Genomic DNA, 26,508 nt, shown 5'->3' with positions numbered 1-26,508 from the left:
CGGAACCCTTGATTCTACAAGGAAATCCCAGTCCCCACAGCCCCGCGGGTGCCCTGGCCACCCCGTCCTTGGGGTGCCCCGAAGCCCCGAAACTCCCGCCACACCTGGAGATGGCCGATACGGAGACACGCTCTGGCCCTGGCCGCTCCCTGTCTCCGCTCTCCATCGAGCACTCCATGCCCCCGTCCTGCACCCAGCCCAACCCAAGACCTATGCCAAGGTCCCTCGGGGCCGCTGGCATGGGTCGCGGGTTCCGGTACCTGCGGCTGGTCCTCTGCCTGCTCCTGGGCCTGGCCCTCCGGGCGGAGAAGGCCCCCGAGCGGGTCGTCCTCCAGCTGAAGTGGCAGCATCAGTTCCAGTTCGCCGGCTACTACGCCGCCCGCGAGCAGGGCTACTACCGGGAGGCGGGGCTGGACGTGGCCATCGTGGAGGCCGACCCCATCCTGGATCCCGTCCGGGAGGTCGTGGAGGGGCGGGCGCATTTCGGCGTCAGCAACAGCGGTCTCCTGCTCGCCCGCCTGCAGGGCCAGCCGGTGGTCGTGCTGGCGGCGATCTTCCAGCACTCCCCCCTCGTCCTCATCGCCCGCACCGATGTGGGCATCGGTTCCGTCCACGATCTGGTGGGCCGGCGCCTGATGCTGGAGCGCCACGCCGAGGAGCTCCTCGCCTACCTCCAGCAGGAGGGCGTGCCCCTGCCCTCGCTCCAGCCCATGGGCCATTCCTTCGATCCCACCGACCTGCTCCAGGGCCGGACGGATGCCCTCAGCGCCTACAGCTCGGACGAGCCCTTCTTCCTGGACCGGGCCGGTTTTCGCTACCAGACCTTCACGCCCCGCAGCGCCGGCATTGATTTCTACGGCGACAACCTGTTCACGACGGAAGCCGAGATCCGACGGCATCCCGACCGGGTGCGGGCCTTCCGGGAGGCCAGCATGCGGGGCTGGCGCTATGCCATGACCCACCCCGAAGCGGTGGCGGACCTGATCCTCGCCCGGTACGGCCGGAGCCACAGCCGCGAGCACCTGCTGTTCGAGGCCCGCCAGATGGCGCCGCTCCTGCGGCCCGAGCTGGTCGAGATGGGCTACATGCATGAAGGCCGCTGGCAGCACATCGCCGACACCTATGCAGATCTGGGCCTGCTGCCCCGGCCCTACAGCCTCCAGGGCTTCCTCTATGATCCGGATGCCGCCGACCGGCTCACCCGACAGCGGCTGAAGCTGGCCCTGATCCTGATCCTGCCCATCGCCGCGCTGCTCGGCACCGTGGCCCTGGTCATCCTCGGCCTGAACCGGCGCCTGGCCCGGGCCCTGCGCACCCAGGCCGAGCTGGGCACCATCATCCAGGGCAACGAGCGGCGGTTCCGGTTCATCGCCGAGCACGCGGCCGACGTCATCTGGACCATGGACATCCCCAGCGGGCGCTTCACCTACGTCAGCCCCTCGGTGTTCCAGCTGCGGGGGTACACCCCCGAGGAGATCATGTCCCGGCCGGCGAGCGAGGCCCTGACGCCCGAGTCGGCGGCCCTCGTGCGCGCCGACCTGCTCAAGGCCATGGCCGAGTGGAATGCCGGGCGCTCCGTGGCGCCGCGAGCGATGGAGGTGGACCAGCCCCACAAGGATGGCCGCCTGATCCCCACCGAGGTGGTGACCACCCTGCATGCGGACGCGGAGGGCCACCTGGTCTCGGTACTCGGCATCAGCCGCGACATCACGCTCCGCCGCCAGGCCGAGGAACGCCTGCGGCTCGAGCTCCAGGCCCTGGAGGAGGCGGCGACCACGGACCTGCTGACCCATGCCTGGAACCGGCGGCATTTCGAAGAGGCCATCGAGGGGGAGATCCACCGCTCGGAGCGTTATGGCCATCCCCTGTCCCTGCTCATCCTCGACATCGACCACTTCAAGCGGGTGAACGACACCTTCGGCCACGCCGAGGGCGACCGCGTGCTCCGGCAGGTGGCCGACTGCGTGCGGGGCGTGATCCGGGTGTCGGACTCCCTCACGCGATGGGGCGGCGAGGAGTTCATCGTGCTCATGCCCAGCACCGGCCTGGCCAATGCCCAGGTGCTGGCCGAGCGCATCCGGGAGGGCATTGCCGCCCATGCGTTCGAGGGGATCGGCACCGTGACGGTCAGTCTCGGCCTGGCGGAGTACCTGCCGCCCTCCCGGCTGGCGGCGTGGCTGGAGCGGGCCGACCAGGCTCTCTACCGGGCCAAGCACGCGGGACGGAACCGGGTCGAGACGGATCCCCTCCGGCGCGACGGCGAGGTGGTGGCCGAGCATCCCGAGAGTTCCTTCCTGAAGCTGGTCTGGAGCCCCGCCTACCGCTGCGGAAACGTCCTCATCGACACCCAGCACGAGCGGCTCTTCCGGCTTGCCAACGAGCTGCTGGACGCCCTGCTGTCGGGGCGGCCCATCGACGAGATCGCCGCCTTCGTCTCGGAGCTCCTGGCCGACGTGGTGCAGCACTTCCACGATGAGGAGGCGATCCTCGCCGCTCGAGCCTATCCGGGCCTGGCGGACCACGCCCGGAAGCATGCCGAGCTGGTGGCCAGGGCCCTGCAGCTGGAGCAGGCCTTCCGGGGCGGCACCCTGTCGATCGGGAGCCTCTTCCAGTTCCTGGCCCACGACGTGGTGGCCCAGCACATGCTCAAGGCCGACCGCGAGTTCTTCCCCCTGGTGGGTGCGCCCTAGAAGCTCCAGTGCAGCCCCAGGGAGGCGCTCCACCGGGGCTCGATCTGCAGGCCGGTCACCCGCTGGGCCACGGGCACCTGGGCGAAGGCGTAGACCTGGAACCGGGGACTGACGTTGAAGGTCACGCCGGGACTGAGGTAGACCAGGGTGGCGCCGCTGTTGTCCACGTCGGCGTTGGGGCCGGATTCCCGGCCCTCGGCCCGCACGTTCAGCTGCAGGTGCGGCGTGAAGCCCGCATGGCCGGTGTAGCGGAGGCCCACGTTGGCATTCACGCCATCGCCGGGCTTGAAGCCGTCCTTCCCGCCCGTGGGCTTCTGGAAGAGCACCTGGCCGAACACGCCCCAGTCGGCGGCCAGTTCGCCGAAGGCGTAGCAGCCCAGCAGCAGATCCGTCGTGCCCGTGCCCAGCTGCAGGCCCCGGTCCAGAAGCTCACCGGCCTGGGCTCCGGCGTTGAAGGTCTGCTTCGTGTCGCCGGTCGCGAGCTTGACGCCGAACTGGATCCCGAAGGAATGGTCCTCGGAAAACCCCTGGTAGCGGCCCAGCACGCGCACGTCGCCCAGGCCGCTGCCCTTCGAGAACGAGGGGTCCATGTCGCCGGGCGCCAAGGTGGCGTGGTAGCGGTTGAAGACCGGCACCAGCAGGGTCACACCCCAGTCGGGATCGGGGCTGTAGTCCAGGGTGGCCGTGAGGTTCCGGTTGATGGTCTTCTCCTGGATCTCCATCCCGTTCGGGATCACCAGGCCGCCGCGATCCACCGACTTCGTTCCCGAGCGCAGCTGGTCCTGGTTGAAGTAGTCGTAGCGCAGGTCGAAGCGGAACCCCGGCTTCACCGCGTAGCCCTGGCTGGCCCAGTCGGAATTCAGCGTGCAGCCGCAGGCCCCGCAGGCCCGGACCAAGGGGCCAGGGACGAGCAGGAGCGTGGCGATGGCGAGTCCGGCGCTTTGACGCATGAGGTCGTTCCTTTGGACGGTGTCCACCGATTGTGCTTCGACGGCGGCGACCATGCCTGCGTCACTTTGTCGCAGAGAGGAACGGCCCTATTTCGGGGGGCGCTTCCGTCCTGCCTTGCGCTGCAGGCTGCGCCGATGCATGCCCAGGCGCCGTGCGGCTTCGGAGAGGTTGCCCTCGCAGTCGTTCAGCACGCGCTGGATGTGCTCCCACTCCACGCGGGCCAGGGAAGGCGTCTCCTGATCGGCGTTCGCGTCGGGGCCCGGCCCCTCGGGATTGAAGGCCGCCAGGATGTCATCCACGTCCGCGGGCTTGGTCAGGTAGTTCACGGCGCCGAGACGCACGGCCTCCATGGCGGTGGCGATGCTGCCGTAGCCCGTGAGCATGAGCACCCGTGTGGCCGGGTCGATGCCCCTGAGCCGGCGCAGCAGGTCCAGGCCCGACTCGCCGGGCATGCGCAGGTCCAGCACCGCGAACTCGGGGCTGTCCGCCTCGGCCAGTCTGATGGCGGCCTCTGCGTCGGCGGCGGTGCGCACGTCGTAGCCGCGGGCGGCGATGGCCTGGGCCAGGCGCTCTCGGTAGACGGCATCGTCATCCACCACCAGGAGGGAGGGCCTGGATTCAGCCACGGGCCACCTGGGGCCAGCTCAGCTGCACCCGGGTGCCCTGCCCCGGCTGCGACTCCACCCGCAGTTCGCCGCCCAGCTGCTCGGCGAAGGTGCGGGCCAGGAAGAGCCCCAACCCCATGCCCGAGCCCGTGGGCTTGGTGCTGAAGAAGGGCTCGCCCACCCGGGCCAGCACCTCCGGCGCCATGCCGGTGCCCTGATCTTCCACTTCCAGCAGCCAGGCGCCCTGGTCTTCCCGCGCGACGACCTTCACGGATCCCGGCCGGGGCGTGGCCTCCAGGGCATTGGCCACCACCGCGCGCAGGGCCCGCCCCAGGCCCCGCCGGGGCATGGGGCCGCAGCCCGCGTCCGGCCACTGGAAGGCAAGGCGGGTACGGTCCTCGGAGGCGAGCCCCTCGGACAGGTCCGCTTCAAGCTCGCCCCAGGAGAGGGCCTGGAGGGGTTCGCCCAGGTTCGAGCCGCTGGGTTCGGCCATCTGGTCGAGGATGCGGCGGCAGCGCCCGACCTCCTCCCGGATGAGGGCCGCGTCCTGGGCCAGGCTGGCCCCCGGCGCGCCCAGGCCCTCGGCGGTCCGCTGCAGCTCCTTCGCCGCCACGGCGATGGTGCCGAGCGGAGACCCCAGCTCGTGGGCTACGCCCGCGGCCAGGGTCGTCAAGGCCGCCAGCCGCGACTGCCGGGCCGTGAGGTCGCGGAGGGCCGCCAGTTCCTCGTCGCGACGGCGGAGGGCCTCGGTCACCAGGCCCACGAAGGCGGCGATGAGCCCCGCCGTGATGGCGAAGGCCACCCACATGCCGACCAGATGGAGGGAGATGCCATCGTCGCCGCCGTGGTTCATGTGGGCCAGGGAATGCACGTGCACGTTGTAGAAGAAGAGCAGGCCGAAGCCGGAGATCGACAGCACGCCCAGGGCCCAGGCCCAGATGCCCCGCATGACCACGGCCGCCAGGGTGATGTGCACGAGGTAGATGGCCGTGAAGGGATTGGCCGCGCCGCCGCTGCCGTAGAGCAGCCCCGTGAGCAGGAGGATGTCCAGCCCCAGCACCAGCCCCGGCAGGGCCGGCCGCACGGGTTCGGGTCGGCGGAGGCGCAGCATCAGCGCCGCGTTGCTCAGGGCCCCGAAGGCCACCAACCCCAGCAGGGGGCCGATGGACAGTTCCTCGGGCAGCAGGCGCTTCGCCGCCAGGATCGCCGCGGTCTGGCCGACCGCGGTGATCCAGCGCAGGCGCAGCAGCCAGGTGAGGGAGATGCCGAAGCCGGGATGGGTCATGGTGGGGTCATTATCCCTCAGGGCCTCGGTGCAGGATCGTCCACCCAGATCTATCAGCGCGCCTGCCGGATCCCCTGCGTCAGTTTGACGCAGGAGGCCGCTCCACCGGCCATGGGACACCGGAGGGGTGGGCATTTCTCATCCGGATCTGTGTGCCCTCCCGAATCGGCCAATGCTGGGATGGGATCGATCCCGCCGCAGGAGCCCCCATGCGACACCGGAATGCCTTCACCCCCATCGTGGTTGCCGCGGCGCTGGCCGGATTCGCCCTGCCCCCCCTCTCGGCCCAGGGCGCCGCCCCTCGCTCCGAGGCGGAGCTCCGCGCCTTCTACCAGCGGTCCTGCAGCGGCTGCCACGGCGAGGACGGCTCGGCCACCGCCGCCGACGGGCGGAAGCTCAAGGGCCGGGACTTCACCTCGGAGAAGGACATGCATGGCACCACCGATCAGAGCCTTGCCACGACCATCCGCAAGGGCCTCTTCTTCGGCATGGCCATGCCGGCCTACAAGCACGAGCTCACCGAGGAGGAGGCCCTGATCCTCGTGCGGAACATCCTGCGGAAGGCCAGGAAGGGCGAGCCCATCCTGGCACCGGCCAGTGCGATGGCGAAGTCCCGGTGAGCCGCGAGGCCGGCCCTGTCGCAGGTCCATTCCCGCGCATCCCAGGATCGGATCCGAAGGCCTTCAGTGGCCCCGTGAGCTCCCGGCATCGCGTCGCAGGGAGGCGGTCTCCTGGTGGATCCGCCAGGCCTCCAGGAACTGGTGGATCCGCGGGCTGACCTCCAAGCCCAGATCCAGGTCGTTCATCAGGTCCCGCAGCTGCTTCACGAGGCGGCGATGCTCCCGCCGATGCCAGGCCCAACCGGGCGCATTCACCCGCTCGAGCCGATCCTCCTCCGTCCTGAAATGCTTCACGAGGTAGATGGCGAAGGTGGCCAGGAACTGGCGGTTGGAGGACCGGTCCCCCAGGCCCTCGGCCCTCCAGGCCGCTGCGGCGGCGCTCAGCTGCTCCACGTCGGGGGCCACCTGCCAACCCCCCGCCATCGCGCCACTCGCCTTCGCCAGCTTGCCCATATCGTCTCCTTCTAAGCGAGTGCTGCCAGGGTGTGTTTGGATTCCAACTCTGGGGCCGGAATTGAGTTCGGGGAATGCGACAAGCGGTCGCACCCCGGGGAAACCGGACAGGATCGTGCCGGTCCATGCAGCGGAGTGGGGAATCCCGTGAAGGATTCCCCACTCGACGACGGAATGGCGGGATGCGTCAGTCGCCATCGTTCTTTCGTTCGACCCGCACGGCATAGGGCTGCCCTGCGGCGTTGGTGCGGGTGCTGAGGGCCCTCACCTGGACACGATCCCCGACAAGCAGCTGGGCGAACCCGAGGGGTGCATCGTGGTCCAGGATGAGCGTCTGGGCATCGGTCCAGTACACCGTTCCGCCCACGGTCAAGGTCAGGTCCGTGGCGTTCAAGGCGGTGATGGGGCCCTTGGCTTCGGTGTCGGAGGCGCCGTTCCCCATCTTCGGGAAGCGCACCTCGACCTTGACCGCCACGAGCAGGGTGGGATCCGTGGTGCTCACCGCGCCCTCGACCTCCACCGTGGCGCCTTCGGCCAGGACGCCTTCCACGACGGCATGGCTGTAGTCCACCTTGAACGAGAGCAGGGAGAAGGTCTTGGCGGTGGCATCCAGGCTCGACAGGGCGCCGGAGACTTCCGCTTCGCCGCCCTCCCCACCTTCCATGCCGTCTTCCACATGGACCTTGGTGGCGGTGAGGGTCGTTCCCGAGAGCGCGCCCTCCACTTCGACGCGGATGCCGTCGGCCAGGGTGCCCGTGACCGTCGCCGAGCCATAGGACACGAGGAGCGCGCCGAGGGTGAAGGTCTTGGCCGTGGCATCCAGCGCGCTCACCACGCCGCGGGCTTCGGACTCGCCGCCGGCGCCCGGCACTTCCCGTTCGATGCGGGTGGCCAGGAGGTCACCTGCAGCCTGCCGGGTACCGAACACCGAGACCAGGTCCCCTACCGCGAAGTCCGCGAGGGCGAGGTCGGTGAAGGTGTGGTCCGCTCCCTCCTGCTCCAGGCGCGTGAGGGCGTTCACGGTCACGAGGGTGTCCAGCACGGTCATGGTTCCCGCGGTCAGGCTGAGGGCGGAGATGGGGCCCTTCAGTTCCGACTGGACGTCCGCGGACTGGAGGGTGATGCCCTGGGCCGTCCGGGTGGCCCGGCCCAGGATCACCACGCCGGGCTGCAACCGGGCGGTGGTGGCCGCCTGGCCATTCACGGTGACGATGGCGGAGGCCACCTTCACGGGCTGCTGGTTGAACTGCGGCGTCGTGGAGGTTCCCGTCAGGGTTCCGGCGACCCTCATCGACGAGGCCGGCGGTGGTTGCTGGGCTGTGGATCCCCCGCCACCACAGGCGGACAGGGCGAGGAGCCCGCACAGGACCGGCAGGAAGGTGAAGGCCGTGAGCGTCGTTCGGATCAGATGGGCGTGGCGCTTCATGGAAGCTCCTTTGGAGGGGTGGCGGGAAGGGTTCAGGAGGGCGCAGCGGCTCAGGTCAGGCGCGTCGTGGCGGCCACGGTCTGGGCCGTGTTCACCACGAGCGCGCCACCGGGGGTGGCCTCCGTGACCTGGAAGTGGACCAGGGGATGGATGGCGGGGCCGCGGGTGTTCCCGCCGTTCAGGTCGTACTGGCTGCCGTGGCAGGGGCAGGTGATCTGGATGCCGATGGGCGCTCCCACCGTGCAGCCCATGTGGGTGCAGATCGCGGTCATGGCGTAGATGCCCGTGGCATCCCGGATGAGGAAGAAGTTCCCCAGGTTGCGGTAGTCCCGGACGGTGTCGGTGGGCGTGGCCAGCAGGCCGGCCTTGGTGTCCGAGGTGGTCAGCGGACCGTTCGGCGGGGGGGCCGAGGTCGGCGGGGGAGTCGGGTAGCCCCCACCCCCGCAGGCCAGGGTCAGGCCGGCGACCAGGGCGCCGGCGCAGAAGCAGCGGCGATCCATGGCGGTGGTGGCGGGTTCCGGATCGGGGATGGCAGGCTCGAACATGGGGGCCTCCTCTGGTGGCGGTGGCCAGGGCGCTGAAGCACCGGGCCAGGCCCACCATCCATCCGATCCAGGGGGCTCACCAGATCCGGTTCGCGGATTCCGCCCCCTCCGGACCAGCCCCCTTCATCCCAGCCGCGAGGTGCCGCCTCCAGTGGCCAGCAGCTTGAGGATCTCCGCCACCTCCGTGGCCGACTGGCAGCGATCCGCCTGGCGCTTCTCCAGGAGCCGGTGCACCAGGACGGAGAGATCCGGAGGCATGTCCGGCGCTGCTTCCGCCAGGCTCGGAACGGGCGCCTCGAGGTGCAGGGTCAGCAGGTCGTTGATGCGGGGGCTGTCGAAGGGGGCAAGGCCGGAACACAGCTCGAAGAGCATGACCCCCAGCGCGTAGAGGTCCGTCCGGGCATCCACCCGCTCGCCCCGGATCTGCTCGGGCGACATGTACCGGGGCGATCCGACCAGGATTCCCGCCTCCCCCGCGATCACGGCGGCCACCGGGGCGGCGAGGCCGAAGTCCATGATCTTGGCATCGCCCCGCACATCGAAGAGCACGTTGGCCGGCTTGATGTCCCGGTGGACGACGCCGACCGCGTGGGCGGCCTCCAGGCCTTCGGCCACCTGGCGCGCGATGCGCAGGACCAGCGCCAGCGGAAGCCGCCCGCGTCCGTCCAGGAGGCTGCGGAGGGTGGTGCCCTTCAGATACTCCATGGTCACGTAGGGGATGCCGTCACTCTCGCCGAAATCATGGGTCCGGAGCACGTAGCGGTGGGTGATCTTCCGGGCCAGCCGGATCTCCTGCTTGAGCTGGTCCAGGAAGGCGGGGTTGGCGGCGAGCCCCGCGCGGACGACCTTCAGGGCCACGTCCTCGTCGAGCTGGAGATCCCGGACCTTCAGCACCACGCCCATCCCGCCGCGACCCAGCAGGCCGTCCACCCGGTAGCGGGCGGCGAAGATCGCCCCCTCGCGCAGGGCCTCCGGAAGGCCGGCCTCCTCCTCGTCCGGCGGGGCCGCCCCGAGGCGCCGGGTCCGCTCGTCCGCCGGCTCCACGCGAGGCGCCACCGCCGCCGGATCGAAGGCGGCTCCGAAGCGGATCGGGCCGGGGCCACCGGTCCCCCGCCGCGTCGTGTCCAACAGGGCCAGCAGCTGATCCTTGGCCTTCAGCTCGGCCAGCATGGACTTGAACGTGCGGGTGAGGACGCCCACCTCGTCCGGCGTGGGGTCGATGCCCAGAGACTCGGGCGGATCGCCCTCCGCCAGGGCCTGGGCCGCCGAAACCAGGGCCTTGAGGGGGGCCGTGACCTTGCGGGCGGAGCGCAGGCTGAGGGCCAGGGCCACGGAGAGCCCCGCCACGCCCACGGCCAGGATGGCTTTCTGCAGGTTCCGGAAGGGCGCCAGGAGCGGATCCACGGGCATCATCAGCACGTCGGCCATCTCCAGGTCGAGGGCGTTCACGCCATGGAGCGGGGTGATCATCCCCAGGTAGTTCCGCCCCTCCACGCGGAAGGGCAGCACGGTGGACCGCTGGCCATCGAGCACCTGGCCACGGACCGCGAGGAAGGCCGGCTCGCGGGCGAGCAGCCGGTTCACGGCCTCCGCCTCCTGGAAGGTGCTGCCCTGGGCCCGGAACTGGCTCAGGAGCGCCAGGTGGGCCGTGGGATCTCCACGCTGGGGCCCGGCGATGGCCAGGCGCCGCAGGTCCACGGCCGCCCGATCGTCCACCGGGACTCCCACCAGCATGGCCCCCAGGGACCGGCCCGCGGGAGAGCTCAGCGGCCTCGCCACGGCGTGGTAGACACCGGGGTGGTCGCCCCAGTCCACCCGCAGGAAGCCCCGGTAGAAGGGCCCCGGGTGGCCCGCGGCGGCGGCCTCCTCGGGCGCCAGGGCCATCTGCAGGATCCCCACCTCGGGCAGGGCGGGACGCGGTCCCTTCGCCGTGCAGGCGAGGACCTGACCGTCCGGTGCCACCACGAGGGCGATTTCGGCGCCCAGGCGGGGGAGGTTTTCCACCAGAGTGTCCGTGAGGCTGGTCAGGGCCCCCGTCTCGAGGGCGTGCTCGATGAGGGCGACGTTGCCGGAATACTGCGTGAAGACTTCGAGCCCGGCATCCATGGATCTGCCCTGCTGTTCGAAGGCCCGCTCCAGCACGTAGCCCCCGGCCGAGAGGCTGGCCTGGGCCGTGCTGCTCGCGCCCCGCTCGGCCTCGCGGTAGGCCACCCACAGGATGATGGCCAGCAGCCCCAGGATGGCCGCCGCCTGCCGGATGAAGTAGCTCCAGGCCAGCGTCTGGTACCACCTCATGGTCGGCTGCATGGGCTTCCTTCGGGGGATCGGTATACTTGCGTCGAATCTACTCTGGAATCCACGCATGATACGAGCCCTTGCATGCGGCCTGTCCGTCCTGGCCTTGACCCTGCCGCTGGGCGCAGGTGGCGTCCAGGGTCCGGTGCAGCTGCGCGAGAAGGACGGCCGGCCCCGCGCCTCCCTCAAGGACTGCGTGGCCCTGCTGGAACCCCTGGATTCGGCCCAGCCCGTGGCGGGTCCCTCCAAGGCCGTGGTGATCCGGACCGTGGGGAAGCAGTTCCTCCCCCGCGTCACCATCGCCACCCCGGGCACGGAGGTGGCCTTCCCCAACCTGGACCACATCCTGCACAACGTCTTCAGCGTCACCCAGGGCAACCGCTTCGACACGGGCCAGTACCGCCCCGGGGACTCCCCCCGGGTGAAGGTGACGAGCCCCGGGTTGGTCAAGCTGTACTGCAACGTCCACCACCAGATGAACGCCTTCCTCTGGGTCGTGACCACGCCCTTCGCCCAGCTCCTGGACGGCCGGTCGGGGATCCACTTCGAGGGCGTCCCCCCCGGCGCCTACCGCCTGCGCCTCTGGCATCCCGAGGCCGGCGAGAAAGCCTGGACCCTCAAGGTGGACGGCGGCATCACGCAGGGTGCCTGGGATCTGCAGATCTCCCTGCCGCCCGTCGAGCCCCACAAGAACAAGTTCGGCCGGGACTACCCTCCCCTGGCGGATGACCGGAACTACTAGCCTCAGAACCGCTTCACCAGGACCAGCATCTTCCGGGTGACCTCGTACTCGTCCCCGTCGGCGCGCTGGCGCAGGTAGACGAGGGAGACGACCCACTGGCCCGGGAGAGGCAGGGCCGCGTCGAAGCGCGGGCCCTTCGCCCGCCGATAGAACCACCACTCGTCGCCATTCACGGGGTACAGGGCCCCCGTGGAGGAGAGCCGCTGCCAGGTGAAGGACAGCTGCGGCCAGTAGGTCCGTTCCCGGCTCCCGGCCGAGAGCTGGACCTCCTCGCTGTCCTCTCCGCTCTCCCGGTTCTTCGACCGGAACCAGCGCGCCTCCCAGGGGAACACGGCATTCCACTTCAGGGCAGCGCCCCGGGCATCCACGGTCATGCGCTGCCGGTCCAGGGGGTCGTGGCCGGGCAGTCGCCGCAGGCGCTCATCGCCCGGGTCCCAGGCGTACCACCAGCGGCCGGCATGGGCCGTCCAGGAGAAGGGCCCCGTGTCCAGCTTGAGGACGAACTGGCCGGCGAGCAGGTCGCCCCGGCCCCCGAGGATGTTCCGCACCCGGCCTGCGGCCACCCGGAAGCTCACCTCCTGCAGCAGTCCTTCCGTGCCCCGGACACCGGCCATCCCCCCCGCGCCGAGAAAGCGCAGGTTCCGGTCCCAGAGGGCCTGGGAGCTCAGGAGGCCGTTCTCCTGCAGGCCCAGCTTGAGGGTCCCGAAGGCCCGCTCGGTCGCCCAGGAGAGATCCCCATGCGCCACGTCCATCTGGGAGCCATTGGAAGGCTGCTGATCCCAGCGGGGGGGGTTGAACCGGTTGCCATCGGAACCCAGGGCGGACCGGGTGCCGGCCACGAAGCGCAGGGCCTCCCATTCCCAGGACCACCGCAGCCGCAGCTGGAGGCCCGCGCGGCGGAAGCTGTCGGAGGGTTGGTTCGGTTCGGCCAGGTCATCACCCCGCAGCGTCAGTTCCCAGGCGGGCGTCCACGGGGAGATGGCGGCCTGCGGAAAGGGCGCGGCCTCCTGGCCGGAGGCGGCGGCGGCGACCAGGGCGAGGGTCCATCGGCGGAGCGGCATCACCATCCAGGAGGGCGGGTTCCCGTGGATGGTAGCCCAGTGCCACCCCTTTTGGCGAAGCGGAGCCGGACCCCACCGGAGGGTCTGCGATCTCCGAACCGGATCTGGTGGGGGTGCCCTGGGGCCCGAAGCTGAGCTGACCGGGTGCTCGACCCGGGATCCCTGATCGGGACTTTGCCCGCATCCGCGGGCTGGAGGCTTCCATGCCACGAACGGCCATCCCACCCACCCATCCCTTCGCGCCGCGGGGGTGGCCCCTCCTTCCAGCCTCGCTGGCCGGAGCCGGGGCCGTCGTCCTGTCACTCCTCGCCTGCGGCGGCGGCGGTTCCGCCAGCGCGCCTCCGCCTCCTCCTCCCTCCGCCTACCAGGTCACCCATCTGGTATCGGATCAGGCCGCGACCGGCGCGGCCACCACGGACGCCAACCTCGTGAACCCCTGGGGCATCGCCTACGGCCCCACCACCTACTTCTGGCTGGCCAACCAGGCCACCGCCACGACCACGGTGTATGACGGCCTCGGGAACAAGCCGACCGTACCCATCGTCGTCTCCACCCCCTCCGTCGTGGGCCACGTGATGGGCGGACCCACGGGCGTGGTGTTCAACGGCTCCACCGGCTTCACCGGGGACGAGTTCATCCTCGCCTCGCTGGATGGCTGCCTCTGCGGCTGGAGCACCGGCACCACCACGACCCGTCGGGTCGACAGCTCCGGCTCCGGGGCCGTCTACACCGGCCTCGCCACTGCCACCGTCGGGACCGCCACCTACCTGTACGTCGCCAACTTCACGGCGGGGACCATCGACGTCTTCGATGGGACCTACGCTCCGGTGAGCCTGGGCGTCTCCGCCCTGGTGGATCCCACCCTGCCCGCCGGCTTCGCCCCTTTCAACGTCCAGGTGCTCGGCACCAAGCTCTACGTGACCTATGCCCAGCGCATCCCACCGGCCCTCCGCGAGACCACCGGGGCGGGGCTCGGCTATGTCAGCGTCTTCAACCTGGACGGGAGCTTCGTCGCCCGCGTCGCCTCGGGCGGATCCCTCAACGCCCCCTGGGGCATCGCCCTCGCCCCGGCCAACTTCGGCCCCTACAGCGGCGCCCTGCTCGTGGGCAACTTCGGGGATGGGCACATCACGGCCTTCAACGCCACCACCGGCGCAGAGCTGGGCCAGCTCAAGGGGCCGACCAACCTCCCCCTGGCCATCGGCGGGCTCTGGGGGCTGACCTTCGGCAACGGCGGCTCCGCCGGGGCGGTCAACAACCTCTATGTCACAGCAGGGCCCCAGGCGGAAACCCATGGTCTCTTCGCCGTCATCAACTACGGCACCGCCGGCGTCGGGGCGGGTGGCGGCACGGGCGGCACGGGTGGCACCGGCGGCACGGGCTATTGACTTCCACGCGCTTGACGGGACCAGGACCCGGCTGGATTCTGGTCCGACTCACGGAGTTCCATTTTGGGTAACTGGGATCTTGCCATCGCGCTCGACCGATCCAATCCCGAACCCCTGTACCTCCAGCTGGTGAAGGCCCTCGAGGAGGGCATCCGACACGGGCGCTTCAAGCCCGGGGATGCCCTCCCCGGGACCCGGGCCCTGGCGGAGCTGCTGGGCGTCAACCGGAACACGACCCTGGCCGCCTACAAGGAGCTGGAGGCGGAGGGCTGGATCGAGGTGGCCCCGGACCGCGGCACCTTCGTGGCCCGGAAGCTGCCCTTCGTGCTCGAAGTCCCGGCGGGCATTTCCGCCCAGGACTCGGCCTCCTGGAAGCGCGCCACGCCCCGGAGCGAGCCCTTCTTCCAGCCGGGGGCCCCGGCTCTCGAATCCTTCCAGCTCATCCCCGACACGACGGACCTGAGGCTCGCCCCCACCGAGGCCATCCACCGGGCCTACGGCCGGATCCTGAAGCTGCATCCCGAACGGCTGCTCCAGCCGGGCTGGGACCCCAGGGGCCTGCTGGATCTGCGGAACTCCCTCGGCAAGATGCTCCGAGACATGCGGGGACTCTCCGTCGAAGCGGGCAACCTGCTGCTCACCCGCGGCCTGATGAGCACCCTCAACCTGGTATCCCGGGTGCTGTTCGCGCCGGGCGATGCCGTGGCCATGGAGAACCCCGGCATGTTCCGGGTGGCCGAGGCCTTCCGCTCGGCCGGCGCCCGGTTGTTCGCCGTGCCCGTGGATGCCCGGGGCCTGAACGTGGAGGCCCTGGAGGCCCTGCTGATCCAGGAGCCCATCCGCCTGCTCTACCTCTCGGCCAGCCCCCAGCACCCCACCCAGGTGACCCTGGATCCCGCGCGGCGCCAGCGGCTGCTGGAGCTGTCCCGGGCGCATGGCTTCCGCATCCTCGAAGGAGACCCTGGCCTGGGCTTCCACCGGGAGAAGAACCCCAGCCTGCCGCTGGCCAGCGAGGACCTCCACGGCCGCGTGCTCTACTTCAGCAGCTTCGAGCAGATCCTCGCGCCCGGCCTCCAGGTGGGCTTCCTCGCGGGCGAGGCCAGCCTCATCAAGGCCCTGGCCCAGCAGCGCCAGCTGGTGGACTGGCCCGGCAACCTGGTGCAGGAGGCCACCATCGAGGAGACCCTGCGCGACGGCGAGATCCTGCGGCACCTCCGCCGCCTCCGCAAGCTCACGGACGAGCGCCGGGAGACCATGGTGGATCGGCTGCTCCTCCACCTCCACCCGGCCATCTCGGTGCGGAACCCCCGCGAGGGCCTCTCCCTCTGGGTCCGCGTGGCCGAGGGCGTGCCCCTCGAGGCCTGGACGGAGCGCTGCCTGGCCCACGGCGTGGTCTTCTACCCCGGTGGACTCTACGACCTCCACCGCCAGAGCCTGCCCTTCATCAGCCTCGGCTTCGCGGCCCATGACCTGGACGAGCAGAACGAGGCCTGCTCACGGATGGCCCTGGCCCTGAAGGAAGCCTGCGCCAGGCGGGCTTGATCCCCGCGGTGCATCCTGCCTGGCCTCACGCGGCCCCGCCGGGGTGCCCTCAGGCACTCCAGAACCGGACTGTACGCCATCTGGGAACCGGATCTGGTGGCAGGGTCGGCGCCGTTGACCATGGACGGAGCGGGCGTCCTCCCCGGCGCTCGATGCATCCCAAGGAGGGCAAGTGCCTCGCATGCTCCGGATCGGAAATGCCGCAGTTCTCCCGTGCCTCGGCTCCATCCAGCGGGCCCTCTCCCGCCTCCTCCTGCCCGGTTGGGTGCTGCTCGCCGCGCTCAGCGCCCCGGCCCAGGTGGCGGAAGCGAGGGCCAGGACGATCCCCGAGCTGAAGGCCTTCTTCCAGCAGAACTGCACCCGCTGCCACGGGCTGGACGGTTCCGCGAAGGGCCCCGACGGACGGCGACTTGGTGGGCTGGACTTCACCAAGGCCGCCCATGAGTTCAGGACGCTGAGCGGCCCGGCTTCCGAGCGGGAGATCCGGACCATGATCCGGACCATCCGCAAGGGCATCCTCTTCGGCTACTCCATGCCCGCCTGGAAAGACCAGCTCAGCCAGGAGGACGCGACCCTGATGGTGCGGGAGATCCTGCTGAAGGCCGAGACTGGCAGGACCATCGAACCCTAGGAAGGCAGGCCTTCGGCGGGCCTACTCGAGCGTGGGATCCACGTGGTAGGGGATCGAGATCACGATGATCTTGGGCATGAGGAGCAGGGTGCCCTTGATGCGCCAGGCGGTCTGGTTGTGCAGCAGGTTCGACCACCAGTGCCCCGTGATGAACTCGGGCAGGATCACGGTGATGGTGTACTCCGGCTCCACCCGCCGCATTCGCTCGAGTTCGTCCACGATGGGCTCGACGACCTTGCGGTAGGGGCTCCGGATCGGCCGGAGCGGAATCCCTTCACAGTACCTGGGCCAGTCTGACCTCAGCTTCTCCAGCGCCGCGCTGTCCCGGCCATGCTCATCGGGGAAGTCGACGGTCAGCGCCTCCACCTCGCCATGCTCGGCGATGACCTTGGCGTAGTTCAGGGCCTGCACCACGCCGGCGTGGATGCCGGAGACCAGCACCACCACGCGGTTGCGGCGGGGCCCCATGAAGTCCACGCGGCTCGCCGCCAGGATGGACTTCACGCGGATGTAGTGCCGGTGGATGTTGAAGAAGGTCGTCACCATCACGGGCACCAGGACGATGACGATCCAGGCCCCGTGGGCGAACCGGGTCACGGCGATCACCAGCATGACGACCAGCGTGGTCACGGCGCCCAGACCATTGATCACCGCCTTCAGCCGCCAGGCCTTGCCCTTCAGCCTGAACCAGCGCACCACCATGCCGGTCTGGCTGATGGTGAAGCCCAGGAACACGCCCACGGCATAGAGCGGCAGCAGGTGGTCCTCCTTGGCGCCGAAGAGCAGGACCAGGACCCCCGCCGCCAGCGACAGGATGAAGATCCCATTGGAGAAGACCAGGCGGTCTCCCTGGCTGGTGAACTGCCGGGGCAGGAAACCGTCCCGGGCGTGGAGCGCGGCCAGTCGGGGGAAGTCCGCATAGGCGGTGTTGGCCGCCAGGGCCAGGATGGCCATGGTGAAACCGGTGGTGGTGAGGTAGACCAGCTTCGGGAACCCGTGTTCCGCCCCGCCCAGGATCACCCGGGTCAGCTGGGACAGCAGGGTCTCCGGGGCGTCCGGATGGTAGGTCAGGCCGTAGTGGTTGGTCAGGTAGGTGATGCCCAGGAACATGGAGCCCAGGATCACCACCATCCAGGTCATGGTCTTCGCCGCATTGCGCGACACCGGGTCCTTGAAGGCGGTGACGCCGTTGCTGATGGCCTCCACCCCCGTGAGGGCCGTACAGCCGGCGCTGTAGGCCCGGGCGAAGAGCCACAGGGCCGCCAGCTTGGAGGTGCCCTCCAGGTGGGCTGCGGCGCGGGGGGCGAGGACCACCTCATGGCCGGTGGCCACATTCCAGAAGCCCTTGAGCAGCAGGCCCACGATGCAGATCACGAAGCCGTAGGTGGGCAGGGAGAAGACCAGGCCACTCTCCTTCACGCCCCGCAGGTTCATCAGCGCGATGAAGGCGATGATGCCCTCGGCCAGGAAGACCCGGTGGGCCTCCAGGCCCGGGAACGCCGAGACGATGGCCGACACGCCGGCCGATACGGACACGGCGACGGTCAGGATGTAGTCGATCAGGAGGGATGCGCCGGCCGTTTGCGCGGCCACTTCCCCCAGGTTGTCCTTGGCCACCAGGTAGGCTCCGCCGCCGCTGGGGTAGGCATGGATGGTCTGCCGGTAGCTCACGTTGAGGATGAGCAGCAGGCCCACGATGCCGAGGGCCACCCACCAGGACCAGCCGAGCACCCCCGCGCCATAGATGGCGATGGCCGCCGTGAGCGGGGCCATGATCTCCTGGGTGCCGTAGGCCACGGAAGACAGCGCGTCCGAGCTGAACACCGCCAGGGCGATGGGATTGCTGATCCTGGTCTCGTGGCTCTCCTCGGTGGTGAGCCGCCGCCCCAGGAGGAGCGCTCGGTAGTTGGGCATGGCTGCGGTTCCCTGGTCTGGTGAGGTCATCTGGACGGGGCGCACAGCGTGCCGACAGGGTCGACCCGGCGCGCCCGCTCCCCAAGGCCAGCCGGTCCTCAGGATGGCCAGGAAGGGTGTTAAGAAAACGTTAGGAAATCAGGCCTGGGCCCCGGCCCAACGAGAACCTAACGGCTCGGCCCGGACTCCTAACGCCGCCTTAACGCCCCCCATGACCATGCTGTGGGGTCGCCTGATCCCTGGAAGGCGAAGCCGAGCCGGCGCCGCTGGCCGCCCCAGTCCGCATACACCACAGGAGCCCCTGTGCATCTCGTCCTGCCCTGGTTCCTCCCCCTCGCCACCCTGGTCGCCTGGCTCGGCCTGCGTACCGCCAGGGACCTGCGCGCCGAGAGCGGGGCCGGACGGAAAAATGCGGTGTGGATGCTCGTCCTGATGTTCTTCCCCCTCTTCGTCTGGCTGATGGCCCAGTTCACGACCCATCCCGGAGGCCTCTCATGAGCCCCACCCTCCTCGTCGCGTCCCTGCTGGCCCTGGGCCTGCTGGGCTACCTCACCTTCGCGCTGCTGAAACCGGAGAAGTTCCAATGACCGCAGCCTGGATCCAGAACCTCCTCTTCCTCGTGCTCCTGATCGGGATCGCGGTCCCGCTCGGTCCCTTCATCGCCAAGGTGATGGAAGGGGAGCGCACCTTCCTCCATCCGGTGCTCGGGCCCCTCGAGCGGGGCATCTACCGGCTCATGGGCATCTCCGGCGGGGAGGACATGGGCTGGAAGGCCTATGCCTGGGCCATCGCCCTTTTCAACCTGCTGGGGTTCGTGGCGGTCTTCGTGCTGCAGAAAGCCCAGGGGGCCCTGCCCCTGAACCCCGAAGCCATGGGCAAGCTGCCCACGGACCTGTCCTTCAACACCGCCATCAGTTTCGTCACCAACACCAACTGGCAGAACTACGGTGGTGAAAGCACCATGAGCTATCTCACCCAGATGCTGGGCCTCACGGTGCAGAACTTCCTCTCCGCCGCCACGGCCATGGCCGTGCTGGTGGCCCTCATCCGGGGACTGGTGCGCCGCACGTCGAACGGCATCGGCAACGCATGGGCGGATCTGACCCGCAGCACCCTCTACGTGCTGCTGCCCCTCAGCGCCGTCATCGCCCTCCTGCTGGTCTCCCAGGGCGCCATCCAGAACCTCTCCGCCTATGTGCACACCGCCTCGGGGCAGGTCATCGCCATGGGCCCCGTGGCCTCCCAGGTGGCCATCAAGATGCTGGGCACCAACGGCGGCGGCTTCTTCAACGCCAACTCCGCCCACCCCTTCGAAAGCCCGAACGCCCTCAGCAACCTCATCCACATGCTGGCCATCTTCGCCATTCCCGCGGCCCTCTGCCTCACCTTCGGCAAGATGGTGAAGGACCGCCGCCAGGGCTGGGCCGTGTTGGCCGCCATGACCGTCATCTTCGTGATGGCGCTCTCGGTCACCACCTGGGCCGAGGCCAAGGGCAACCCTGGACTCAAGCCCCTCCCCGTGGACCAGGTCGCCACCCTCCAGCAGGGCGGCGGCAACATGGAGGGCAAGGAGGTCCGCTTCGGCACCGGGGCCACCAGCCTCTTCGCCACCATCACCACGTCCGCCTCCTGCGGCGCCGTCAATGGCATGCACGACTCCTTCACCCCACTGGGCGGCCTGGTCCCCCTCTGGTTGATCCAGCTGGGCGAAGTGGTCTTCGGCGGCGTCGGCTCGGGCCTCTACGGCATGCTGCTCTTCGCCCTGGTGGGCGTCTTCATCGGTGGCCTCATGGTGGGCCGCACGCCGGAGTACCTGGGGAAGAAGATCGAGGCCTTCGAGATGAAGATGGCCTCCATCGCCATCCTCCTGCCTTCCGCCGCCATCCTCATCGGCACGGCTACGGCCGTGCTCTCGACGGCGGCCACGGCCTCCATCTCCAACCCCGGGCCCCACGGCTTCACGCAGGTTCTCTACGCCTTCAGCAGCTGCGCCCAGAACAATGGCAGCGCCTTCGGCGGCCTCAACGGCAACATCCCCTTCTACAACTACGGGCTCGCCGTCGCCATGGTGGTGGGCCGCTTCGGCGTCATCTTCCCCGTGCTCGCCATCGCCGGTTCCCTGGGTCGCAAGAAATACACGCCGGAGGGCCTGGGCACCCTGCCCACGCACACGCCCCTCTTCGTGGCGGTGCTGGTGGGCGTGGTCCTGCTGGTGGGCGCGCTCACCTACCTGCCCGCCCTGGCCCTGGGGCCCATCGCTGAACAGCTGGCCCTTCGTTGATTCTGGAGATGACCATGGTTTCCCATTCACGGCAGGACATTCCCCACCTCGCGCAGACGCGGGTTGGGAGCTCTCGTCAAGCCCGCCCCCTCTTCGAACCCAGCATCGTGCGCCGCGCAGTGATCGATTCCCTTCGAAAACTGAATCCCCTGCACCAGCTGCGGAACCCGGTGATGTTCACGGTGTGGATCTGCAGCGCCTTCACCACGGGGCTCTGGGTGCAGGCCCTTTCGGGGCGTGGCGGTGGGCGGCCCGGCTTCATCCTCGCCATCTCCCTCTGGCTCTGGTTCACCCTGCTCTTCGCCAACTTCGCCGAAGCCATGGCCGAGGGCCGGGGCAAGGCCCAGGCCGATTCCCTGCGCAAATCCAAGCGCGACGTGAAGGCCAAGCGCCTCAAGGGGACGGACCGCCAGGGCGCCTTTGACACCATCGATGCGCCCGATCTGCGCATCAATGATCTCGTGCTGGTGGAAGCCGGCGAGACCATCCCCGGTGACGGCGAGGTGGTCGAAGGCGTGGCTTCCGTGAACGAAAGCGCCATCACCGGCGAGAGCGCCCCCGTCATCCGGGAAAGCGGCGGCGACCGCTCCGCCGTCACCGGCGGCACCCTGGTGCTCTCGGACTGGCTGGTCATCCGCATCTCGGCCAACCCCGGCGAAAGCTTCCTGGACCGCATGATCGCCATGGTGGAGGGCGCCAAGCGCCAGAAGACGCCCAACGAGATCGCCCTGGACATCCTCCTGGCGGGCCTCACCATCATCTTCCTGCTGGCCGTGGCCACGCTGCTGCCCTTTTCCATCTTCAGCGTGAAGGCCGCAGGCCAGGGCAGCCCCGTGACCCTCACGGTGCTGGTCTCCCTGCTGGTCTGCCTCATCCCCACCACCATCGGCGGCCTGCTGTCGGCCATCGGCATCGCCGGCATGGATCGCATGATCCAGGCCAACGTCATCGCCACCTCGGGCCGTGCCGTGGAAGCCGCCGGCGACGTGGACGTGCTGCTGCTGGACAAGACCGGCACCATCACCCTGGGCAACCGCCAGGCTGTGGCCTTCGTTCCCGCCGAGGGCGTGGACATCAGGGCCCTGGCCGATGCCGCGCAGCTCTCCTCGCTCTCGGATGAAACACCCGAGGGCCGCAGCATCGTGGTGCTGGCCAAGGAGCAGTACGGCCTCCGCGAGCGGGATCTCCAGGCCCTGGACGCCCACTTCGTCCCCTTTACCGCCCAGACCCGCATGAGCGGCGTGAACCTCGGCGACCGCCAGATCCGCAAGGGTGCGGCGTCCGCCATCGAGGACTACGTCCAGGCCCAGGGCGGGAAGTTCCCCGATGACCTGCGCCGCACGGTGGATCAGATCTCCATGGCGGGAGGCACACCTCTGGTGGTCGCCGAAGGGCCTCACGCCCTGGGCGTCATCCAGCTCAAGGACATCGTGAAGGGTGGCATCAAGGAGCGCTTCACCGAGCTGCGCGGCATGGGCATCAAGACCGTGATGATCACCGGTGACAATCCCCTCACCGCCGCCGCCATCGCCGCGGAAGCGGGCGTGGACGACTTCCTGGCCCAGGCCACACCCGAAGCCAAGCTGAAACTCATCCGCGAATACCAGGCCGGGGGCCGCCTCGTGGCCATGACCGGTGACGGCACCAACGATGCGCCCGCCCTGGCCCAGGCCGACGTGGCCGTGGCCATGAACAGCGGCACCCAGGCCGCCAAGGAGGCCGGGAACATGGTGGACCTGGACTCCAATCCCACCAAGCTCATCGAGATCGTGGAGATCGGCAAGCAGATGCTCATGACCCGCGGCTCCCTCACCACCTTCAGCATCGCCAACGACGTGGCCAAGTACTTCGCCATCCTGCCGGCGGCCTTCGTGGCCACCTATCCGGCTCTGGGAGCGCTCAACATCATGGGCCTGCACAGCCCCGAGAGCGCCATCCTGTCGGCGGTGATCTTCAACGCACTGATCATCGTGGTGCTCATCCCCCTGGCCCTGCGCGGCGTGAAATACCGTCCCGTGGGCGCCGCCCAGCTGCTGCAGCGGAACCTGCTCATCTACGGCGCGGGCGGCCTGGTGGTGCCCTTCATCGGCATCAAGCTCATCGACTGGCTGCTGGTCGCCCTTCACTTCGCCGCGTAAGGACACGCCATGAACCTGCAACTCCGCCCCGCCCTCGTCTCCTTCATCGCCCTCAGCGTCATCACGGGCCTCGCCTATCCCCTGGTCATCACGGGGCTCTCCAAGGCCATCTTCCGCAAGCAGGCGGCGGGCAGCCTTATCAAGGCGGATGGCAAGGTGATCGGCTCCGAGCTCATCGGACAGTCCTTCACGGCCCCCAAGGATTTCTGGAGCCGCCCCTCCGCCACCGTGGACGCCAACGGCAAGCCCCTGCCCTACAACGGCGCCAACAGCGGCGGATCCAACCTGGCTCCCAGCAACCCGGACCTGAAGAAGGCCGTGGAGGAGCGCATCGCCGCCCTGCGCGCGGCGGATCCTGACACCACCGGCCCCGTGCCCGTGGACCTCGTCACCACGTCCGCCAGCGGCCTGGATCCCCACATCAGCCCCGCCGCTGCCGCCTACCAGGTGCATCGCGTGGCCAAGGCCCGGGGCCTGGACGAGGCCAAGGTCCGCGACCTGGTGGCCGCCCACACCCAAGGCCCCCAATGGGGCGTGCTCGGCGATGCCCGCGTGAACGTGCTGAAGCTGAACCTCGCCCTCGAAGCATTGTCGTCGAAGTAGCCCATGCCCCCCGGGGACTTGGCCCAGTACGCCCTCTTCCTCCTTCTCGTTTTCGGGTTGACGGTTCCCGCGGGGCGCTACCTGGAGCGGGTATTCTCGGGCGGACCGTGGGCCTCTTCGCCCTGCTGATGCCGGGCCTCGTCACCCAGGGCTTCCTGGCGGACGGCACTGGGCGGGCGAGCAGCTCCCGGAGAGGGTAGGGCTTCGCAAGATAGTCATCGGCGCCGACATCCAGGGCCGCCACGCGGTCGATCTCCCGGCGACGGGCGGAGATGACGATGACGGGCATGCGACTCCATTCGCGCAGGCGCGAGAGGAGGTCCAGACCATCGATATCCGGCAGCCCCAGGTCCAGCAGGGTGATGTCGGGACGATGCCGCACCGCCAGGTCCAGCCCCTCCCTTCCCGTGGCCGCCTCCACGCAGCAGAAGCCGTGGGCCTTCAGGGCCTCCCGCAGGAAGGACCGGAGGTGAGGTTCGTCTTCCACGATCAGGATCCGAGGTGGAGCGTCCCTCACGATGCCTCCGGAATGGATGGCCAACGGGATGGCGGCCCCGGCCGCCGACGATGCCCGCCCCGCAAGGCAGGGAGGGCATCGGAACGTCGGACTGGGCGAGGAGTCAGCGGACTCGGGAGCGGCACCCTTGGGGCGAACCATGGGTGCCCGGCATGCATGGTGTGGAGATCGGATGGGCGCTCCGTGGGGTGCCGTCCGTGTCCAGGTAGCCTTCCGGCCAAGCCCTGAGCAGGATCCCTGCCCTGCGGTCATGGACGTAGTAGGAGTGGCCGCGCACTTCCACGGTCTTGTAGATCATGGGGTTCGTCACGGGAAGCCCCGTGACGGGGCACCGATCGTTCGGGGAGGGGCATGGGCTCGTGCCCACGACAGCCAGGGTCAGGACCAGAGTGAGCATCGCGTGTCCTGAATCTAGAGCTTCACGAGCAGGGCCAGGTTGATGCGGCTCTCGGTCTTGCGGAGGTCGGGGGCCCACCCGGCCACCGCCGACCCCAGGGGCCCCTGGTTGCCGCCGGGAGGGGTGATGCCGTTCTCGCCCGAGAAGTAGGGGACACTGGCGCCCCGGCGGTTGAATTCGCCGCGGAAGGTGATGAACTGGCTGGGCATGTAGTCGTAGGTCACCGTGTAGTCCCAGGCGTGGAAGGGATCGCCGGGGTTCGCAGTGAAGTAGGGAGTGCCCGAGGTCGCGGTGGCCCCGTTGACGGGGGGCACGAGGACGAGGTAGCGGCCGGGGTTCGTGATGGCCCCGCCGCCAATGGTGATGGCGTGGCGGTCGCCCTTGAACCAGAAGCGGTTGTAGAGCATCCACCCCGCGAAGTACTGCTTGGGCTCGGCGGCGTTGCCGGAGCGGCTCACGCCCCCGCCCTGCTCATCGCCCAGGTCGAAGGTGAAGCTGGTCGCCATCCTGGAGATGAAGCTCTCCGGCTTGTCGTAGTACTTCCACTGGATGCTGTTGTCCGTGTGGCGGCGGGTGCGTTTCTGGTTGCCCAGCGTGTCGGCGCCCAGGACGTAGTTGTTGGAGATGATGTTGAGGTCGCCGGTGGGCCGCCAGTTGAGGCAGGCACCGATGCCGGGGGTGTTGTTGAAGGTGTTGTAGGACTGCCATCCGTTGGTGAGCCAGAACTCCAGCTTCAGCTTGTCCGAGGGGAACACCTGGAGACGCAGGCCGTTGAAGAACCAGGGAGTGTTGGCGGATACGTAAGAGGGCTGGTAGGCCCAGTTGTCGAAGTTGTAGTAGCTGAACAGGCCGATGTAGGACATGAAGATGCCGGCGTCGAGGTTGATGCCGTTCAGCACGTCCCAGTGGTAGCCGCCGTAGGCCTCGGACACATAGCGGTAGGCCTTGTCCGACTCCCACTGGCCCCGGGAGGGGCTCGCATCATTCCGGGGGGTCATGGTCGAGTACATCCCGAACTGGGTCATGACACGGCCGCGGACGTTCTCCCAATGGAAATCGCCGCCGAGACCCAGCTGCTGCACCTGGATCTCATTGGTCCGGCCCGTCTCGCAGGAACCCACGATGGTGTGGTCCTTGGGATGGTTGAAGTCGTAGACCATGTTCACGTCGGCCCGAAACTCACCCGTGAAGACCTTGGAATCCAGCGGGGCATCCTTGGTGCGGGGGTTGCCGTTCAGCCAGGTGAAATCGGCGAAAGTGAAGGGCTCGGCGACCTTGACCACCGCGGCGGGTGGCGCCGCGGGAACCTGCACCGCGGTGAGTTCGGCGGAGGCCTGCGCCATGGCCGGAATGCCGGCCACCATGAGTAGCAGAAGAGAAGATTTCATCACAGCTCCAAAGATCCGGCGCAGATCGCCAGCCAGAAAGGATGGCCACGTCGGGCGTTAGGGCGGCGCTAATAGAGGGTGGGGCGGCGTTAAGAAAGCAGTGGAACCATGCGGACCATTGCGGATCATTGCGAATTCTTAATGCGCGCAGCCGGCATCCCAACGCCGCTTTAACACCCGCTCGCCGACACTGACATCCGCCGAGGTAGGTCCCGTGTGCCTCCTCTGGTCGTCCCATTCCCCCAGGTATTCCGGCCACCATCTCTGACCCCATCTGGAGCTGCACCATGCGGTACTCCCTCAAGCTTTTGTTCGTGCTGGTTCTCACCACCCTGGCCCGGGCCGACGGCCCTGCCGACCTCCGCACCACCCTGAACCGGCTCCACGGTCGGGCCCCCGTGAAGGCCGAGGTCGCCTACAACCTCCGGCAAGAAGGCACCACCTTCTTCACGCCTGCCGTCCAGGAGCATTCGCTGCGGCTGCAACTGGCCGAGGGCGGCTCCGACCTGCAGGTAACCTGGAACCCTTCTCCCACAGGCCCTGCATCGCTCACCTCGATTTTCATGGAAGAGGTGCAGAAGGACCTCGGCCCGGCCCGGTTGGACAGTCTGCTCAACCAGGCGAGCGAGATGTCCGGGCTTCTGGACGCCGCCCGGTTCAAGTCAGAAGGCCGCGAGTCGTACCAGGGGAAGGAGGTCCGGACCCTGATCTTCAGGAACGCGACCAGGATCCCCACCCACCACCAGAGCCTCGTTACGCAGGCGGAATCCATCCTGAAGGTCTGGATGGATGATGACGGCGTGCCCCTGGTCACGGAATGCTCCCTGGACTACACCGGCCGGCACAGCCGCCTCTACGGCCGCATTCATGGCACGAGCCTGATCAGGACCACCTACACGGTCCGGGAGCAGCGGCTGGTGGTGGCCACCCGGACCTCCGAGGCATTCCTCTACGACCAGGGAGACCGGCAGAAGCGCCACAGCACGATGACTGTGGCCATCCAAGGTTGAGGTCCTCCGAGAACCCTCCTGATCGG

23 protein-coding genes and 1 pseudogene are annotated in these 26,508 nt (G+C 68.9%); 12 read left to right on the top strand and 12 right to left on the bottom strand.

Annotation, left to right across the window (positions count from 1 at the left end; genetic code table 11):
- The first annotated feature begins 239 nt into the window (after window positions 1–239).
- Window positions 240–2,690: a diguanylate cyclase gene (locus QOZ81_RS01300; RefSeq protein ID WP_291202784.1), complete on the top strand. Its 2,451-nt coding sequence runs from the start codon at window positions 240–242 to the stop codon at window positions 2,688–2,690.
- Here QOZ81_RS01300 and QOZ81_RS01295 read toward each other — a convergent pair.
- From QOZ81_RS01295 to QOZ81_RS01285, 3 genes are all read right to left on the bottom strand, one after another.
- Complete coding sequence (locus QOZ81_RS01295) at window positions 2,687–3,640, bottom strand: TonB-dependent receptor (protein WP_291202786.1); 954 nt, start codon at window positions 3,638–3,640, stop codon at window positions 2,687–2,689. The two genes, QOZ81_RS01300 and QOZ81_RS01295, sit on opposite strands and share 4 nt — an antisense overlap.
- Before the next feature lie 87 nt (window positions 3,641–3,727).
- Window positions 3,728–4,267 (bottom strand): response regulator transcription factor, encoded by a 540-nt coding sequence (locus tag QOZ81_RS01290; RefSeq protein WP_291202788.1) that lies wholly within the window; start codon window positions 4,265–4,267, stop codon window positions 3,728–3,730.
- Window positions 4,260–5,531 carry a sensor histidine kinase gene (locus QOZ81_RS01285; protein WP_291202790.1) on the bottom strand — a complete coding sequence of 424 codons (1,272 nt, stop codon included), beginning with the start codon at window positions 5,529–5,531 and terminating at the stop codon, window positions 4,260–4,262. The genes QOZ81_RS01290 and QOZ81_RS01285 overlap by 8 nt, the downstream gene beginning before the upstream one ends.
- A 209-nt stretch (window positions 5,532–5,740) precedes the next feature.
- Here QOZ81_RS01285 and QOZ81_RS01280 point away from each other — a divergent pair, with 209 nt between their 5' ends.
- A complete protein-coding gene (locus tag QOZ81_RS01280; RefSeq protein ID WP_291202793.1) occupies window positions 5,741–6,151 on the top strand; it encodes a c-type cytochrome in 411 nt (136 codons plus the stop codon).
- Window positions 6,152–6,214: 63 nt separating this feature from the next.
- Here the strand turns inward: QOZ81_RS01280 and QOZ81_RS01275 are convergent, their stop codons facing one another.
- The 4 genes from QOZ81_RS01275 to QOZ81_RS01260 form a co-directional block, all read right to left on the bottom strand.
- Window positions 6,215–6,604: a hemerythrin family protein gene (locus QOZ81_RS01275; protein WP_291202796.1), complete on the bottom strand. Its 390-nt coding sequence runs from the start codon at window positions 6,602–6,604 to the stop codon at window positions 6,215–6,217.
- A 187-nt stretch (window positions 6,605–6,791) separates the two neighbouring features.
- Complete coding sequence (locus tag QOZ81_RS01270; protein ID WP_291202799.1) at window positions 6,792–8,030, bottom strand: DUF5666 domain-containing protein; 1,239 nt, start codon at window positions 8,028–8,030, stop codon at window positions 6,792–6,794.
- A 50-nt stretch (window positions 8,031–8,080) separates the two neighbouring features.
- Window positions 8,081–8,575 carry a Rieske (2Fe-2S) protein gene (locus QOZ81_RS01265; protein ID WP_291202801.1) on the bottom strand — a complete coding sequence of 165 codons (495 nt, stop codon included), beginning with the start codon at window positions 8,573–8,575 and terminating at the stop codon, window positions 8,081–8,083.
- A gap of 123 nt (window positions 8,576–8,698) precedes the next feature.
- Complete coding sequence (locus tag QOZ81_RS01260) at window positions 8,699–10,882, bottom strand: serine/threonine-protein kinase (RefSeq protein WP_291202803.1); 2,184 nt, start codon at window positions 10,880–10,882, stop codon at window positions 8,699–8,701.
- A 55-nt stretch (window positions 10,883–10,937) separates the two neighbouring features.
- Between QOZ81_RS01260 and QOZ81_RS01255 the strand changes: the two genes are divergently transcribed.
- On the top strand, window positions 10,938–11,612 hold the full coding sequence (locus QOZ81_RS01255) for a cupredoxin domain-containing protein (protein ID WP_291202806.1): 675 nt from the start codon (window positions 10,938–10,940) through the stop codon (window positions 11,610–11,612).
- Between the two features lie 2 nt (window positions 11,613–11,614).
- On the opposite strand, the gene QOZ81_RS01250 is transcribed toward QOZ81_RS01255, so the two are convergent.
- The gene (locus QOZ81_RS01250; RefSeq protein ID WP_291202808.1) at window positions 11,615–12,673 is read right to left on the bottom strand and encodes a hypothetical protein; all 1,059 of its coding nucleotides are present in this window, start codon (window positions 12,671–12,673) and stop codon (window positions 11,615–11,617) included.
- A gap of 203 nt (window positions 12,674–12,876) precedes the next feature.
- Between QOZ81_RS01250 and QOZ81_RS01245 the strand changes: the two genes are divergently transcribed.
- From QOZ81_RS01245 to QOZ81_RS01235, 3 genes are all read left to right on the top strand, one after another.
- Window positions 12,877–14,061: a TIGR03118 family protein gene (locus QOZ81_RS01245; RefSeq protein WP_291202810.1), complete on the top strand. Its 1,185-nt coding sequence runs from the start codon at window positions 12,877–12,879 to the stop codon at window positions 14,059–14,061.
- A 63-nt stretch (window positions 14,062–14,124) separates the two neighbouring features.
- Complete coding sequence (locus QOZ81_RS01240) at window positions 14,125–15,603, top strand: aminotransferase-like domain-containing protein (protein WP_291202812.1); 1,479 nt, start codon at window positions 14,125–14,127, stop codon at window positions 15,601–15,603.
- A gap of 181 nt (window positions 15,604–15,784) precedes the next feature.
- Window positions 15,785–16,234, top strand: coding sequence for a c-type cytochrome (locus QOZ81_RS01235; protein WP_291202814.1), 450 nt, complete (start codon window positions 15,785–15,787; stop codon window positions 16,232–16,234).
- A 21-nt stretch (window positions 16,235–16,255) separates the two neighbouring features.
- On the opposite strand, the gene QOZ81_RS01230 is transcribed toward QOZ81_RS01235, so the two are convergent.
- On the bottom strand, window positions 16,256–18,148 hold the full coding sequence (locus tag QOZ81_RS01230) for an APC family permease (RefSeq protein WP_291202816.1): 1,893 nt from the start codon (window positions 18,146–18,148) through the stop codon (window positions 16,256–16,258).
- Window positions 18,149–18,451: 303 nt separating this feature from the next.
- Here QOZ81_RS01230 and QOZ81_RS01225 point away from each other — a divergent pair, with 303 nt between their 5' ends.
- The 5 genes from QOZ81_RS01225 to kdpC are packed head-to-tail and all read left to right on the top strand — an operon-like array spanning window position 18,452 to window position 23,170.
- Complete coding sequence (locus QOZ81_RS01225; protein ID WP_291202818.1) at window positions 18,452–18,646, top strand: hypothetical protein; 195 nt, start codon at window positions 18,452–18,454, stop codon at window positions 18,644–18,646.
- Window positions 18,643–18,735 (top strand): K(+)-transporting ATPase subunit F, encoded by a 93-nt coding sequence (gene kdpF / locus QOZ81_RS01220; RefSeq protein WP_291202820.1) that lies wholly within the window; start codon window positions 18,643–18,645, stop codon window positions 18,733–18,735. The genes QOZ81_RS01225 and kdpF overlap by 4 nt, the downstream gene beginning before the upstream one ends.
- The gene (gene kdpA, locus QOZ81_RS01215) at window positions 18,732–20,429 is read left to right on the top strand and encodes a potassium-transporting ATPase subunit KdpA (RefSeq protein WP_291202822.1); all 1,698 of its coding nucleotides are present in this window, start codon (window positions 18,732–18,734) and stop codon (window positions 20,427–20,429) included. The genes kdpF and kdpA overlap by 4 nt, the downstream gene beginning before the upstream one ends.
- A 14-nt stretch (window positions 20,430–20,443) precedes the next feature.
- Window positions 20,444–22,567, top strand: a complete 2,124-nt coding sequence (kdpB, locus tag QOZ81_RS01210; RefSeq protein ID WP_291202824.1) for a potassium-transporting ATPase subunit KdpB — start codon at window positions 20,444–20,446, stop codon at window positions 22,565–22,567.
- A 9-nt stretch (window positions 22,568–22,576) separates the two neighbouring features.
- Window positions 22,577–23,170, top strand: coding sequence for a potassium-transporting ATPase subunit KdpC (kdpC, locus tag QOZ81_RS01205; protein ID WP_291202826.1), 594 nt, complete (start codon window positions 22,577–22,579; stop codon window positions 23,168–23,170).
- Window positions 23,171–23,357: 187 nt separating this feature from the next.
- Here the strand turns inward: kdpC and QOZ81_RS16710 are convergent.
- From QOZ81_RS16710 to QOZ81_RS01195, 3 genes and pseudogenes are all read right to left on the bottom strand, one after another.
- A pseudogene (locus QOZ81_RS16710) lies at window positions 23,358–23,828 on the bottom strand (response regulator); the annotation flags it as partial.
- A complete protein-coding gene (locus QOZ81_RS01200) occupies window positions 23,791–24,084 on the bottom strand; it encodes a hypothetical protein (RefSeq protein WP_291202828.1) in 294 nt (97 codons plus the stop codon). The pseudogene QOZ81_RS16710 and the gene QOZ81_RS01200, both read right to left, overlap by 38 nt.
- A 14-nt stretch (window positions 24,085–24,098) precedes the next feature.
- The gene (locus QOZ81_RS01195) at window positions 24,099–25,472 is read right to left on the bottom strand and encodes an outer membrane beta-barrel protein (protein WP_291202830.1); all 1,374 of its coding nucleotides are present in this window, start codon (window positions 25,470–25,472) and stop codon (window positions 24,099–24,101) included.
- Window positions 25,473–25,759: 287 nt separating this feature from the next.
- Here QOZ81_RS01195 and QOZ81_RS01190 point away from each other — a divergent pair, with 287 nt between their 5' ends.
- Window positions 25,760–26,482, top strand: a complete 723-nt coding sequence (locus QOZ81_RS01190; protein ID WP_291202833.1) for a hypothetical protein — start codon at window positions 25,760–25,762, stop codon at window positions 26,480–26,482.
- Window positions 26,483–26,508 lie beyond the last annotated feature (26 nt).

Source organism: Geothrix sp. (genome assembly GCF_030219325.1).
Lineage (GTDB): Bacteria > Acidobacteriota > Holophagae > Holophagales > Holophagaceae > Geothrix.
Note: the sequence above shows the minus strand (reverse complement) of the source record. Positions and strands in the feature narration are given on the sequence as shown.